Raw genomic sequence first — 13,415 nt, 5'->3', positions numbered from 1 at the left:
GCAAGGTCGACCCGGAGTTGCGGGAGCTCGCCGAATTCCAGCTGGCCAGCTTCGCCGCCCAATCCAGCCCGGACGATCTCCCGAAGGTCGGGGACCGGTTGCTGGGTTACCTCGACCCCGACGGACGGTTGACCGACGACGGTGACCGGCAGCGGCGGCGTGGGATCACGCTGAGCAAGCAGGGTGTGGACGGCATGTCGACCATGACCGCGGAGCTGACGCCTGCCGCGCGGGCGTTGTTCGATCCGATCTTCGCCAGCCTGGCCCAGCCGGGCATGTGCAACCCTGATGACGCGGAAAGCCCCTGGACGACTGATGGTCTCGATGAGGAAGCGCTCGCCGGTTTGGAGCGTGCTGCCCGTCGCGACACCCGCACCGCAGCCCAGCGCAACCACGACGCCATGGTGGCATTCCTGCGCCCGGAAATGGGTCCCACCCACGTGGGCCAGCACCGGGGCCTGCCCGTGTCCACCATCATCACCATGTCGCTGGCCGAGGTCGAAGCCGCTGCCGGTGTGGCCACCACCGCCTCCGGCGGGACGGTGCCGTTGGAGCAGGCGTTGCAGCTGGCACAGAAGTCCAAGCCGTTCCTGGCGATCTTCGACCACGCCGGACGCCCCCTGCACCTGGGCCGCACCAAGCGCCTCGCCAACTCCGCCCAGCGGATGGCGTTGATCGCCACCGAACGCGGCTGCACCCGACCCGGCTGCAGCGCACCTGCCACTCTCACTCAGGTGCATCATGTGACCGAGTGGGCCAAGGGCGGGACCACCGACATCGAAAACCTGACCCTGGCCTGCGACGCCTGCCACGCGCTCATCCACGATGGGCCCGGCGGCTGGAAAACCGTTGCCATGCCGCAGGATTCAGAACACGCTGGCCGCACCGGGTGGATCGCGCCACGCCACATCGATCCGACCGGTAAGCCCCAAGTCAACGACCGCCACCACGCGGGCGAGTTGATGGCCGCATCCCTGGCACGACTGCGTGATCGCACACGCCCACCGGTCAAATGGTGGTCACGCCCCTAATACGAGCCCGAGCCTCACCCAAGGTGGGGCCCTTCGGGCTGCGTGCGTCACGAATGCTCGTGCCACAAGCGCGTCCGCAAAACTACACAGAGTGTGGTCGCCTCGCCTGCCCTACCGCACTTGGGCTGACGCCAAGTCGAGAGCCGAATCCCGCCGATCCCGGCCCACGGACTGCACGGATCACCTACAGAAACCGCAAACCCCATCCCTTCGTTTTCCCCGGGATGCTGCGCGGCCGAACCGTGAGTGGGGCTGGTAGGTGAGGGGGCCTCGCAAGCTCGGCCACCCTCTCCCTTCTCCAGGCGTCTTTTATCTTTAGTCTTCTTTTTCTTTGGTTTTCCTACGCAGCGCCGAAGTCCGACTCGGCAGCCTCGTCCTGGCCACCACCCGCGTGAGCGTAGTCAGCCAACTGCCCCGCAAGGCTGTTCGGGACACGAGCACGAACCCGAGTTCCGGTTTCCACATGCTCGGTACTGAGGATCTTGCCGTCCGCATGAATACGAGCCAGCAAATCGCCCCGCGTGTACGGCAGCAGCACACTGACCTCGACATCCAGTCCGCCCAAAATCTGGCCGAGCCGGTCACGAAGCTGATCGAGCCCCTCACCAGTACGAGCCGAGACGAAGGCAGCATCAGGCATCCAGCCACGCAGCTGCGTAACCTCCAGCGGATCCAGCGCGTCAATCTTGTTGACCACCAGGAACTCCGGCGGAGGCGGCGTCTTGGTGTCCTTCAGAACATCCGCGATGACCTCACGGACCGCCTTGATCTGCTGATCCGGCAACGGATCGGCACCGTCGACAACATGCAGGAGCAGGTCCGCTCCCGTCACCTCTTCAAGAGTGGAACGGAAAGCCTCGACCAACTGCGTAGGCAGATGGCGGACGAAGCCGACGGTGTCGGTGAACACGACCTCACGCCCGTCCTCCAGCGCCGCCCGGCGGGTGGTCGGATCCAGGGTGGCGAACAGCGCGTCCTGCACCAGGATTCCGGCGTCGGTCAACGCGTTCATCAGCGAGGACTTGCCCGCATTGGTGTAGCCGACGATCGCGACCTGCGGGATGCCGCTGGACGTACGCTTGGCACGCTTGGTATCGCGGGCGGTCTTCATCTCGCGAATCTCGCGGCGCAGCTTGGCCATTCGCTCGCGAATCCGGCGACGATCGGTCTCGATCTTGGTCTCACCGGGACCACGCAGACCCACACCGCCGTTGCTGCCGGCGCGGCCACCGGCCTGCCGGGACATGGACTCACCCCAGCCGCGCAGTCGCGGCAGCATGTATTCCATCTGGGCCAGCGAGACCTGCGCCTTACCCTCACGTGAGGTGGCGTGCTGGGCGAAGATGTCCAGAATCAGCGCGGTGCGGTCGATGACCTTCACCTTGACGATCTTCTCCAGCGCGGTCAGCTGCGCGGGCGAGAGCTCACCGTCACAGACGACGGTGTCGGCGCCGTGCTCGAGCACCATGCCGCGTAGCTCGTCGGCCTTGCCCGAGCCGATGTAGGTGGACTTGTCCGGCTTGTCGCGGCGCTGGATCAGCGCGTCGAGCACCTCCGAACCCGCGGTCTCGGCGAGCGCGGCCAGCTCGGCCATGCTCGCGTCGGCCTGGGCGGCCGTACCCTCGGTCCAGACACCGACCAGAACGACGCGCTCCAGTCGCAGCTGCCGGTACTCGACCTCGGTGACGTCCTCGAGTTCGGTGGACAGACCCGCGACGCGACGCAGCGCGGCGCGCTCCTCGAGCTGCTGCTCACCGACGGTCGGCGCGGCCGACCAGCCATTGCGGCCGGTCTCGGGCGCGTCGTTGATCTCCTCGTCGAGGTCCTCGGCGGGAGTGAACTCATACGTTTCTGGCTTACTCATACACCTCCATAGTCCCACGTCCCAACGAACGGCCGCACTCGGTTATTTCGAGGCGACCACCACGCACCACCCGCGGCATCGCTCACGACCTGGCGACGAACCGCTCCCCTGCGCGCACGATCACATCGTCGAGCACCTCGCGGGATCGCAGCAGGTCCGCGATCGTGCGGTCGATGCGGTCGCGTTCGGCGCGCAACTCGTCCACCAACTCGGGGGTGGCGCGCTCGTTCGCGCCGCCGTCGACGTCGCGCATGCACGGGAGGATCTCGAAGATCTTCTTGCTGTTGAGCCCGGCAGCGAAGAGCTCCTGGATATGGATGACCCGATCCACGGCGAGCTCCGGATAGTCACGCTGGCCGCCCGGGGTGCGCGTGGCCACCAGCAGGCCCTGCTCCTCGTAGTAGCGCAGCGACCGATCGCTCACGCCGGTGCGTTTTGCCAGCTCACCGATTCGCATGCGGTACTCCGGAATCCGAGGCTTGCACCTCACATTGATGTCAGGTTTTACCTTACCGGCATGACGAACGCAGACCTCTTCACCACCGGCCGCGTCGGCGCACTCGAACTCCCCAACCGCCTCGTGATGGCGCCGATGACCCGCAATCGCGCCGCCGCCGACGGGACCCCGACCGATCTCATGGCCGCCTACTACACCCAGCGAGCAAGCGCCGGACTGATCATCGCCGAAGCCGCCACCCCCAATCAGGTCGGACTGACCTACCCGAATATCCCGGCCATCCACACCGATTCGCACATCGCGGGCTGGCGGCGGGTCACCGACTCGGTGCGGGCCGCGGGCGGGCGCATGGTCCTGCAACTCCAGCACGGCGGACGGGTCGGGCACCCGGACAACAGCGGCCTGACCCCCGTCGCGCCTTCGCCGATCGCGCTGCCGGACACCGTTCACACACCCACCGGGCACCAGGAGGCCGTCACTCCGCGCGAGCTCACCGTCGACGAAATCCGGGACACCGTAGCCTATTTCGCCACCGCCGCCCGCAATGCCGTCGCGGCAGGATTCGACGGCGTCGAAATCCACAGCGCCAACGGGTATCTGCTGCACCAGTTCCTGTCCGACAACACCAACCAGCGCGGCGACGGCTACGGCGGATCGATCGCGAATCGGATCCGGTTCACCCTCGAGGTCGTGGACGCGGTGATCGCGGCCATCGGCGCCGAGCGGGTCGGGGTGCGAATCGCGCCCGGGGTCAACGTCAACGGCATCGCCGAGAGCGACACCGACGAGCTGTACCCGGCGCTGGTAGCGGCCCTCGCGCAACGGCAGCCCGCGTATCTGCACGTGGTGTTCGCCGACCCGGACAGCGCCCTCTTCCAACAGATCCGCAGCCTGTGGCCGACCACACTGATCGCGAACCCGAACCTCGGCTGGGGCGTCCCGCTCCCCGCCGACGGCGGCGCCGCCGCGGCGCGGGGACTGCTCGCGGCGGGCGCGGACCTGGTGTCACTGGGCCGGTCGTTCCTGGCCAACCCGGATCTGGTGCAGCGTCTGCGGACCGGCGCGCCCCTCAATACCGTCCGCGACGCACACCTGATGTACGTCGGCGGCGAGGAGGGCTACACCGACTACCCCGTGCTCGCAGACAGCACCGCTCCCGCAGGACACGTCGCCCTCGCAGAAGGCATCGCCTTGACCGGCAACACCCGACCCGCCGAGCACAGCGTCCGCACCGACGACATCGCTCACTCAGCGGTCGGCGCGAAGCCGATGCTCAGCGCCGGCGCGGCGTGAGCGATCCGCTCAGGCGTCCTGCCACCACTTGGCCGCGATGCGGCCCGTCGCGACCAGTTCCGACGGGCCGCGCAGCCACGCCGCACCGTTCTCGATGCCGACCGTCACCACGCCGCCCGGAATGTGAACCTTCACATGCCCCACATCCGAGGCCAGGTCGAAGCCGTCACGCGCCAGGGCGGCGGCCGCCGCGGCGACGGTTCCCGTTCCACAGGATCGGGTTTCGCCGACTCCGCGCTCGTACACGCGCATGTTCACACCCTTCTCACCGTCGGAGCCGACGGCCAGCGGGGTGAGGATCTCGACGTTCACACCGTGCGGGAACAGGGTGTGGTCGAAACCGGGTGCGGTCTCGAGGTCGAGGCCGGCCAGCAGGGCCGGGGTCAGCTCCGGGTCGACGCAGGCCAGGTGCGGGTTGCCGACGTCGATGCCGAGACCGGTGAACTCACGTCCGCTCAGCGTCGCCGTCGAAGCGCCCAGGTTCTTCACACGGCCCATGGCCACGGTCACTTCGCCGTGCACGGGGTCGGCGTGATGCACCACCACGGGACGCGCGCCCGCGCGGGACCCGACCACGAATTCGTTGCGCGACTCCAGTCCGGTCGCGACCAGGTAGTGCGCGAACACCCGGACCCCGTTGCCGCACATCTCGGCGATGGACCCGTCCGCGTTGCGGTAGTCCATGAACCAGTCTTCGGCGCCGACGCCCTCCGGCAGACCGGCCAGCACGCCGGTCTCGATCAGCGCGCCAGCGCGCGCGACGCGCAGCACCCCGTCCGCGCCGAGCCCGCGCTGCCGGTCGCACAGGGCGGCGATCCGGGATTCGGTGAGCTCCAGCCAGGCGTCCGGGTCCGGCAGCACCACGAAGTCGTTCTGGGTGCCGTGGCCCTTGCTGAATTCGATATCAGCGGCGCTGTTCTCGCTCGTCATGGCTATAACGGTAGCGCCCGGCGCTGCCGGGAGATTTCGTAGAGGGCCACCGCGGCCGCGGACGGCGCGCCGAGGGTGCCATCGGTGGGGATACAGACCAGTTCGTCGCACACCTGCCGCCACGCCGGAGCCAGGGATTCGCTCTCGTCGCCGAGCACCAGAACGGTGCCGCCATCCAACTTCGCGTCATCGAGGGCGAGGCCGCCGCGATCGTCGCTGCCGACGATGCGGGTCGCGACACCGCGGGCCCGCTGCCGGTCCCGGAACGCCGCCACCTGGGCCGGCCCGGAGGTCCGCAGCACGGGAACAGCGAACAGCGCACCGTCGGAGGCGCGCACGCTCTGCGGGTCGAAATGGTCGACGCCCGAACCGGTCACGATCACCCCGCCCGCCCCGAACGCCGCGGCCGAACGGATCAGCGCGCCCAGCCGGATCGCCGAGGAGGGCCGGTCGATCACCACCACGGTCGCCGGATCCGTCGCCGTGCCGGGTGCGAAATCCTCCAGCTCGGGCCGGCGCGTCACCGCGACCGCCACCAGTTCCGGCACCGGCTCGCTCGGTTCGGCCAGTTCGGCCATCACCTCCGGCACCAGGCCGACGCTGGGCACGCCGCTGGAATCGAGCAGCTGCCGCGCCCACGGCGACGGTTCGGGGTCACCCAGCCGGTAGACCAGAGTCTCCAGCGGCCAACGGCATTCGAGGGCGCGGCTGATGGGCCGCGCACCCTGCACCAGGAATCGAGAATCCCGGGTGCGTGCGGCGCGGGTGGTCAGATATGCCTGCCACACCCCGACCGCGGCGGTGCGTGTGTTCGCGCGACGCGTCACAGTGGTTCCTGTTCGTCCCTCATCGGTGAGGAGTCAAGGAGGGCCAGCGCGGTCGCCGCCAAGGCGGGATCCGCGCCGTCCACCCATCGCACCCGCTGATCTCGGCGGAACCACGACCGCTGTCTCCGGACATAACGCCGGGTGCCGATGAAGGTGCGCTCCTGAGCTTCGTTCAGGTCGTATTCGTTGTCCAGGAAATCGAGGACTTGCGCGTAACCGATGGCGCGGCGGGCGGTTTGGCCGTGGCGCAGGCCGTGCGGGAGCAGACCCTCGACTTCCTCGACCAGACCCGAGTCGAACATCTTCGCGGTGCGCAGTTCGATGCGGGCATCCAGTTCGGCGGTGTCGCGATCGACGCCGATAATGACTGTCCCCCAACGGGGTTCACCGATCTGCGGGGCCGAGGCGGCGAACGGTTTGCCGGTGAGTTCCACCACCTCCAGCGCGCGCACCATGCGACGGCCGTCGGTCGGGAGGATGGTGCTCGCGGCCACCGGGTCGGCCTGCTTCAACGCCTCGTGCACGGCGACGGTGCCGCGATCGGCGAGCACCGTCTCCCATTTGGCGCGGATCTCCGGATCGGTCGCCGGGAAGTCCCAATCGTCCAGCAGCGCTTGGACGTACATCATCGAGCCGCCGACGATGACCGGGGTGCGGTCGCGCGCCATGATCGCCTCCACGTCGGCGCGGGCGGCGGCCTGATACGACGCGACGGTGGCGGTCTCGGTGATGTCGAGCACGTCGAGCTGGTGGTGCGGGATGCCGCGACGTTCGGCGACCGGCAGTTTCGCGGTGCCGATATCCATGCCGCGGTAGAGCTGCATGGCATCGATATTGACGATCTCGCCGTTCAGGCGCTGGGCCAGGTCCAGGGCCAGATCGGATTTGCCGGTGGCGGTGGGTCCGACGACCGCAATGGGGCGGATCGCGGCGCTCGGCGGAGTGTCGGTGCCGGTCACGGGGTGGCCCCGTTTCCGGCGCCGAGGGCACGCGGCCGCCACACGCTAACGTGGTAGGCGACGCCGAACGGGGCTGCGGCGTAGCGGGTTTCGACTTCTGGGTCGGCGGCGTCGGCGGCGAACAGGCCGGCCAGCGCCTGGAATGCGGGGCGGCCTTCCACCTCGACCTCGGCGCACAGTGCGGTGTCCAGGGCTGCGAGGGCCTGGCGGTCACCCGCGCTCAGGGCGCGATCGATGGTCTCCTGCACGCCTTCTGCGCGCTCGTCCAGGTACCGCGGGGCTTTCAGCGACATCGTCGCCGCGCCGTCGGCCACCACCAGAACACCGACCGGTTCGTTCACCGCGTCGAGTTCGGCTCGGAGCTCCCTACCGAAGGCCAGGCTCTCGTCCGCGCCGGCGTCGGCGGGGATCAGGCGGCATTCGGCGATCGCGTCCGGCGCGGCCTGCTCGCGCAGCCAGCCCGCGATCAGCGCGGGCAACGGCAGCATCGGGTCCGCGACAAGTCCTGCGGCGACACGCTCGGCCACCGCCCCCGCCAAACCAACCTGGCGGTCCACGCCGTATCCCCGGAATGTGCCCACCGCATCCGCACCGATCACGCCACCGGAATCCGCCGCGCCCGAACCCGCCCCCGATTCCGCCACGCCGAGCACGACCCACCGCGACGCGCGGGCGGCCAGTTCCCCGGCCGCCGCCAAGACCGCGGCTCGCAGTTCCGCGACAGCCCCCTCGACGGCCGCCCCGGCCGCGCCCTGGAGTTCGGGTACCAGCACGGGCGGCGAGGGGACCAGTGACGCAACACAGAACACGCCGTCAACCGTAGCGCTACCGCACCTCACCAGCCCCACCCCGGCCGATCGCCGCGCCGCCGAAGCGGGCTCAAAGACAGCATTTCGCATCTCAGCCTGGTTGAATGGGATGAGCTAGACCGATGAGCTAGGGCGTAACCAGGCAGCCGTGACGCGCGGCAGGGACGAGGAGCTATGACCGACAACAACGGAAACGAGAAGGCTACCCACCCGGAGTCGACCCCGACGCCCCAGCCCGGCGCCGCCGTGCCTGCCCCGAGCGTGAGCGCCACGCCTTCACCGGCGGCTACCGCCGCACCCCGCCCGGGCGGCCCGCGCCGCAAACCCGAATCTCCCAAACCGCACGCCATGCCCGGCCCGGCCGTCGCGCATCCGCACCCCGTCGTGGTGCCCAGCGTCAGCGACCCCAGCCAGTGGGGACGGGTCGACGAGGACGGCACCGCCTGGGTGAAGTCCGCCGACGGCGAGCGGGTGATCGGCTCCTGGCAGGCCGGTGACGCCGCCGAGGGCCTGGCCCACTTCGGCCGCCGCTACGACGATCTGGCCACCGAAGTGGCGCTGCTGGAGGCCCGACTGGCCGCCGGCACCGACGCCCGCAAGACCAAGACCGCCGCCACCGCGCTTGCCGAAACGTTGCCGACGGCCGCGGTGATCGGCGATCTGGACGGTCTGACCGCTCGGCTGCAAGCCATCATCGAACACTCCGACGAGGCGGCCGCGCACGCCAAGGAGGAGAAGGACCGCACCCGGCACGAGCAAACCGAGCGCAAAGAAGCCCTGGCCGCCGAGGCCGAGCAGATCGCCAACGAATCCACCCAGTGGAAGGTCGCCGGTGATCGGTTGCGCGAGATCCTCGACGAGTGGAAGACCATTCGCGGCGTGGACCGCAAGGTCGACGACGCGCTGTGGCGTCGCTTCTCCAAGGCCCGGGAGGCGTTCAACCGCCGCCGCGGCGCCCACTTCGCCGACCTGGATCGGGAGCGGGCCGCCGCCAAGGGCCGCAAGGAAGAGCTCTGCGTCCGCGCCGAGGAACTGTCCGGCTCGACCGACTGGTCCGGCACCGCGGCCGTCTTCCGCGACCTGCTGACCGAATGGAAGGCCGCCGGCCGCGCCCCCCGCGAGGCCGACGAGCAGCTGTGGCGCCGCTTCAAGGCCGCTCAGGACGTCTTCTTCGCCGCCCGCAACTCCGCGGCCAGCGAACGCGACCACGAGTTCGAGCAGAACGCTTCCCTCAAGGAAGAACTGCTGAAGGCCTACGAGCACATCAACCCCGACACCGGACTCGACGCCGCCCGCAACGGACTGCGCGAACTCCAGGAAAAGTGGGACGCCATCGGCAAGGTGCCCCGCGAGCGCATGCACGACCTGGAATCGCGCCTGCGCGCCATCGAGAAGAAGGTCCGCGAGGCCGTCGACGCCCAGTGGCGCCGCACCGACCCCGAGGCCATGGCCCGCGCCGCCCAGTTCCGCGAGCGCGTCGCCCAATTCGAGGAACAGGCCGCCAAGGCCCAGGCCGCGGGCAAGACCCGCGACGCGGAGAAGGCCCTGGAACAGGCCAAGCAGTGGCGCGAATGGGCCGAGGCCGCCGAAGGCGCGGTCAGCCAGCGCTGACGGACGATCGCCTGGGTTGCCTTGCAGCCCAGGCGATCCCGTGTGCCGGCCATCTCGGTCCAGCCCCATGCTATGAAAACAGCCCGGCGGCAACCTGATTCGGTTGCAGCCGGGCTGTTCGGTCTTTGCGGCGTTGCGCCGGAGAGGTCAGCTCATTCTTCGCCGAAGAGGCGGCGGCGCTGCTGTTCCTCGGCCTTGGCCTCGGCCAGGCGGCGCTGTTCCTCGGCGGCCAGCTGCACCGAGGTGCGGGCCCACACCACGCGGACCCAGTGGAAGGTCAGCACGATGATGGCGAGGGTGGCGACGATCAGGCCGACGCCCGGACCCGCGCCGTGGTAGTTGCCCAGGCCGGGGGTTTGGCGATGCCAGATGGACAGGACGCCGAAGACACTGCCGACCGCGGAACCGGCGACGGCGATCCAGGCGAGCAGCCAGCGGCGGGTGATGAGCGCCAGCACCGAGAAGCCGATGCCGAAGACCACGACGAACCAGACGAACACCCGCGACGGCAGGCCGATGTGGTCGGCCTGGGCGACGGTGTCGTACAGCAGCACGTCGAAGCCGCGGGTCTTGCCCGCGTGCGGCAGCACCAGCGAGGCCAGCAGCACGAACACCGAGCCCGCCACGACCATGGCGCGCATGCCCGGGTCGATCTCACCGGCGATCTTGCGTTCGACGGCTTCGAGGTCCGCGCGGAACTGCTCGAAGTCCTGACTGTGCTCGGCCGACTTCATGCTCTCCTCGTTCGCGTCGGGCGCCTGCTGCGACGCCGTATCCGATTGTGCTGCTTCGTCTTCCGACTGCTCCGGCCGGTCACGAGGCTCGTCGGAGCCAGTGGGCTGCTGCTCGGTCATACCGCTGCGATCCTCGCTCATGCCGTGGTTGTCGCGTTCCCGCACAGCGCTCGCGCGCGCAGTCGCGGATTGGTCGGCGGCGTGCCGGGCGGAGTCCCCGTGACGACGAATCCGCTGCACGTCCCCAAGCGATCCTGCCCTATGACGCTGCGTAGTTGTCAGTGGCCCCACGATTGAGCGCGCACCGCTGTCATCCCTGCCGGGGTGGCAGCGGCACCCGCTACCCGCCCGTCAGTCGCCGCACGCGGAGCCGCAGCCTGCGGCGGCGGTTTCCACCATGATCGGCGCGCCGATGCTGGGCAGGCCCAGGCCGACGCCGATCGGCGCGGTCTTGGGCGTGATGCCCTGCTCGTGGGCGTCGCCGGCCCGGGTGCGGCGATGGGTCAGGATCTCCCCGTCGGCGATCAGGTAGTGCGGAGCCGCGCCGGTGACATCGATGGTGACGATGTCGCCGGGCCGGATCTCGCTGCCCGCGGCCGGGTTCATGGTCGGGCGGAAGTGGACCAGGCGGCCGTCGCGGGCGCGGCCGGACATGCGGGCGGTCTTGTCGTTCTTCTTGCCCGCGCCATCGGCGACCAGCAGTTCGACCGTCGAACCGATCAGCGCCTGATTGCCTTCCAGGGAAATCTGTTCCTGCAGCTCGATCAGCCGGTCGTAGCGTTCCTGCACGACCTCCTTGGGCAGCTGATCGGGCATGGTCGCGGCGGGGGTGCCGGGGCGGATCGAGTACTGGAAGGTGAACGCGCTGGTGAACCGCGCCTGCCGCACCACGTCCAGGGTGGCCTGGAAGTCCTCCTCGGTCTCGCCGGGGAAGCCGACGATGATGTCGGTGGTGATGGCGGCGTGCGGCATGGCCGCGCGCACCTTCTCGATGATGCCGAGGAACTTGGCGCTGCGGTAGGAGCGGCGCATCACCTTGAGCACCCGATCCGAGCCGGACTGCAACGGCATGTGCAGCTGCGGGCAGACATTCGGCGTCGCGGCCATGGCCTCGATCACGTCGTCGGTGAATTCGGCCGGGTGCGGGGAGGTGAAGCGGACCCGCTCCAGGCCCTCGATATTGCCGGTGGCGCGCAGCAGTTTCGCGAAAGCGCCACGGTCGCGCGGCTCTTCGGGGTCGGCGAAGGAGACGCCGTAGGAGTTCACGTTCTGCCCCAGCAGCGTGACTTCGAGTACGCCCTGCTCGACCAGCGCCTGCACCTCGGCGAGCACGTCACCCGGACGCCGGTCGACCTCCTTGCCGCGCAGCGCCGGCACGATGCAGAACGTGCAGGTGTTGTTGCAGCCCACCGAGATCGACACCCACCCCGCGTACGCGGACTCGCGCTTGGCGGGCAGCGTCGACGGGAACGCCTCGAGCGATTCGATGATCTCGACCTGAGCCTGCTCGTTGTGGCGGGCCCGCTCCAGCAGCACCGGCAGCGAGCCGATGTTGTGGGTGCCGAACACCACATCCACCCAGGGCGCCTTCTTGACCACGGTGTCGCGGTCCTTCTGCGCCAGGCAGCCGCCGACCGCGATCTGCATGCCCTCGCGTTCGGCCTTGATCGGCGCGAGGTGGCCGAGGGTGCCGTACAGCTTGTTGTCGGCGTTCTCACGCACCGCGCAGGTATTGAATACGACCAGGTCAGCGGTATCGCCGGCCACGGCCTTGACGTAGCCGGCGTCCTCGAGCAGACCCGAGAGTCGCTCGGAGTCGTGCACGTTCATCTGGCAGCCGTAGGTGCGGACCTCGTAGGTCCGGGCCGGGGAATTCACTCAACCAGGGTAATAGCTGCTCGGCGGAGGCCCTAAACCCGTCCATGCCGCGCGACCCCGGACCCCGCGGCGGCCCCGGCGAATGGTCGTGGAATTGTCGCCGGATCAACGGCTGACCGGGCGCAGTGGTCTCGGCGGCATCAATCGCTGGTTACGCGGGGGTGTCGAGTCCCGGCTCAATGCGGGCCGGACCGGCAAAGACGAGCATTTCGGGCGCAAGGTGGTTAGGGTCACTGGTCATGACCGACGTGGCCGATTCCACCAGCACTCCCGCGCCGATGATCTCGATGCGGAATGTGGACAAGCACTTCGGCGCGCTGCACGTCTTGCGTGACATCAATCTCGAAGTGCCCAAGGGGCAGGTCGTGATCGTGGTGGGACCCTCGGGCTCCGGCAAGTCGACATTGTGCCGAACCATCAACCGGCTGGAGACCATCGACTCCGGTGAGATCGCCGTCGACGGTGTGCAGCTCCCCGAGGAAGGCAAGGCCCTCGCGAAGCTGCGCGCCGACGTGGGCATGGTGTTCCAGCAGTTCAACCTGTTCGCGCACAAGACGATTCTCGACAACGTGATGCTCGCGCCGGTGAAGGTGCGGCGCCTCGACAAGGCCAAGGCGCGCGCCCGGGCCCTCGAACTGCTCGACCGGGTCGGTATCGGCAATCAGGCCGACAAGTACCCGGCGCAGCTCTCCGGCGGACAGCAGCAGCGCGTGGCCATCGCCCGCGCGCTGGCCATGGATCCCAAGGTCATGCTGTTCGACGAGCCCACCTCCGCACTGGACCCGGAGATGGTGTCCGAGGTGCTCGACGTCATGGTGCAGCTGGCCAAGGACGGCATGACCATGCTGGTCGTCACGCACGAGATGGGCTTCGCGCGCCGCGCGGGCAATCGGGTGCTGTTCATGGCCGACGGGCAGATCGTCGAGGACACCGAACCCGAATCCTTCTTCACCGCACCGAAATCGGATCGAGCCAGGGATTTCCTGGGCAAGATCCTCTCCCACTGAAACTGAGAGAACAGG

The 13,415-nt window shown here is 68.9% G+C and carries 12 protein-coding genes; 4 read left to right on the top strand and 8 right to left on the bottom strand.

Annotation, left to right across the window (positions count from 1 at the left end; all coding sequences use genetic code 11):
• The coding region (locus ACYVKL_RS25595) for an HNH endonuclease signature motif containing protein (RefSeq protein ID WP_460773044.1) at window positions 1–1,031 on the top strand (1,031 nt) is incomplete at its 5' end.
• 340 nt (window positions 1,032–1,371) lie between these two features.
• On the opposite strand, the gene hflX is transcribed toward ACYVKL_RS25595, so the two are convergent.
• Both hflX and ACYVKL_RS25585 read right to left on the bottom strand, forming a co-directional pair.
• Entirely contained in the window at window positions 1,372–2,895 is a 1,524-nt protein-coding gene (gene hflX, locus ACYVKL_RS25590) for a GTPase HflX (protein ID WP_379174057.1), read from the bottom strand.
• An 82-nt stretch (window positions 2,896–2,977) separates the two neighbouring features.
• Entirely contained in the window at window positions 2,978–3,352 is a 375-nt protein-coding gene (locus ACYVKL_RS25585) for a MerR family transcriptional regulator (protein WP_379174058.1), read from the bottom strand.
• A gap of 60 nt (window positions 3,353–3,412) precedes the next feature.
• Between ACYVKL_RS25585 and ACYVKL_RS25580 the strand changes: the two genes are divergently transcribed.
• On the top strand, window positions 3,413–4,645 hold the full coding sequence (locus tag ACYVKL_RS25580; protein ID WP_379174059.1) for an alkene reductase: 1,233 nt from the start codon (window positions 3,413–3,415) through the stop codon (window positions 4,643–4,645).
• Window positions 4,646–4,654: 9 nt separating this feature from the next.
• Here the strand turns inward: ACYVKL_RS25580 and dapF are convergent, their stop codons facing one another.
• Genes dapF through ACYVKL_RS25560 form a run of 4 tightly spaced genes read right to left on the bottom strand, consistent with a single transcriptional unit; the run spans window position 4,655 to window position 8,170 of the window.
• Window positions 4,655–5,575, bottom strand: coding sequence for a diaminopimelate epimerase (gene dapF / locus ACYVKL_RS25575; protein WP_379174061.1), 921 nt, complete (start codon window positions 5,573–5,575; stop codon window positions 4,655–4,657).
• A gap of 2 nt (window positions 5,576–5,577) precedes the next feature.
• Window positions 5,578–6,402 carry a TrmH family RNA methyltransferase gene (locus tag ACYVKL_RS25570; RefSeq protein WP_379174062.1) on the bottom strand — a complete coding sequence of 275 codons (825 nt, stop codon included), beginning with the start codon at window positions 6,400–6,402 and terminating at the stop codon, window positions 5,578–5,580.
• Window positions 6,399–7,361 (bottom strand): tRNA (adenosine(37)-N6)-dimethylallyltransferase MiaA, encoded by a 963-nt coding sequence (miaA, locus tag ACYVKL_RS25565; protein WP_379174063.1) that lies wholly within the window; start codon window positions 7,359–7,361, stop codon window positions 6,399–6,401. The genes ACYVKL_RS25570 and miaA overlap by 4 nt, the downstream gene beginning before the upstream one ends.
• Window positions 7,358–8,170: a class III extradiol ring-cleavage dioxygenase family protein gene (locus ACYVKL_RS25560; RefSeq protein ID WP_379174064.1), complete on the bottom strand. Its 813-nt coding sequence runs from the start codon at window positions 8,168–8,170 to the stop codon at window positions 7,358–7,360. Before ACYVKL_RS25560 ends, miaA begins: the two co-directional genes overlap by 4 nt.
• Before the next feature lie 174 nt (window positions 8,171–8,344).
• Between ACYVKL_RS25560 and ACYVKL_RS25555 the strand changes: the two genes are divergently transcribed.
• Window positions 8,345–9,781, top strand: coding sequence for a DUF349 domain-containing protein (locus ACYVKL_RS25555; protein ID WP_379174065.1), 1,437 nt, complete (start codon window positions 8,345–8,347; stop codon window positions 9,779–9,781).
• Between the two features lie 152 nt (window positions 9,782–9,933).
• Here ACYVKL_RS25555 and ACYVKL_RS25550 read toward each other — a convergent pair whose 3' ends face one another.
• Complete coding sequence (locus ACYVKL_RS25550) at window positions 9,934–10,515, bottom strand: Rv2732c family membrane protein (protein WP_379174146.1); 582 nt, start codon at window positions 10,513–10,515, stop codon at window positions 9,934–9,936.
• A 351-nt stretch (window positions 10,516–10,866) separates the two neighbouring features.
• The gene (gene miaB, locus ACYVKL_RS25545; protein WP_379174067.1) at window positions 10,867–12,393 is read right to left on the bottom strand and encodes a tRNA (N6-isopentenyl adenosine(37)-C2)-methylthiotransferase MiaB; all 1,527 of its coding nucleotides are present in this window, start codon (window positions 12,391–12,393) and stop codon (window positions 10,867–10,869) included.
• A gap of 278 nt (window positions 12,394–12,671) precedes the next feature.
• Between miaB and ACYVKL_RS25540 the strand changes: the two genes are divergently transcribed.
• Window positions 12,672–13,400, top strand: coding sequence for an amino acid ABC transporter ATP-binding protein (locus ACYVKL_RS25540; protein WP_379174148.1), 729 nt, complete (start codon window positions 12,672–12,674; stop codon window positions 13,398–13,400).
• Window positions 13,401–13,415: the final 15 nt, after the last annotated feature.

This window comes from Nocardia tengchongensis (assembly GCF_054781395.1).
This window is presented reverse-complemented; position numbering and strand designations above follow the sequence as displayed.